The 953-nt window shown below is 72.0% G+C and carries 1 protein-coding gene; it reads left to right on the forward strand.

All coding sequences use genetic code 11. The annotated features are described in order from the left end of the window. Positions 1 to 953 (forward strand): alpha-hydroxy acid oxidase (locus HUK82_RS16875; protein WP_256127071.1); only part of this gene is annotated, 953 nt, incomplete at both ends.

Genomic DNA, 953 nt, shown 5'->3' on the forward strand with positions numbered 1-953 from the left:
GCCTGCCGAGTCTGTTCGCGGACTATATCGACGGCGGCGCCCACGCCGAGCGCGCCGTGCGCCGCAACCGGCGGGCGTTCGACCGGATTGCCATCACGCCACGCGGGCTGATCGATGTCTCGCGCGTCGATCTGACGACGCGGTGTTTCGGTCAGGACTGGCGCCTGCCGGTCATGCTCGCGCCCGTGGGTTTCGCGGGCATGTTCCACGCGGAGGGAGAACAGGGCGCGGCCCGGGCGGCCGCCGAGTGCGGGATCGGGCTGGGCGTCTCCACGTTCTCCATCGCCCCGATGGAGAGGGTCGCGGCGATTGCGCCGCAGGCGATGGCACAGATCTATGTGTTCCGTGACCGTGGCCTGACCCGCGACATGCTGGCGCGGGCGGCGGCCTGCGGCATGGACGGCATCATCGTGACCATCGACACGGCGATCACCCCGGTGCGCGAGCGCGATGTGCGCAACGGTTTCCGCGACCTTGCGCGACCGTCGATCGCACAGATGGCCGGTCTGGCCCGCCACCCGCGCTGGCTGGCCGGAATGGCGCGGCGGGGCGCGCCCGGGATCGGTAATCTGGCGCCCTATACGACCGAGCGCGGCGTGATGGCGCAGGCGCGGCAGATGGCCGCCCAGATCGATCCCACGCTGAGCCGCGACGATCTGGCGTGGTTGCGCGGCGTCTGGACGGGCCGGCTGATCGTCAAGGGCGTGATGCACCCCGACGATGCGCGCAGCGCGCGTGATGCCGGTGCGGACGGGATTGTCGTCTCGAACCACGGCGGGCGGCAGCTCGATGCGTCCCCGGCCACGATCGAGGTCCTGCCCGCCATCGCCGATGCGCTGGAGGGGCGGATCGACATCGTGCTCGACAGCGGTGTGCGGCGCGGTGCGGACGTGGTGGCGGCTCTGGCGCTGGGCGCGACGGCGGTGTCGATCGGCCGTCCCTGGGCATGGGCG

It is taken from the genome of Ameyamaea chiangmaiensis, from assembly GCF_013376175.1.
Taxonomy (GTDB): Bacteria; Pseudomonadota; Alphaproteobacteria; order Acetobacterales; family Acetobacteraceae; genus Ameyamaea; species Ameyamaea chiangmaiensis.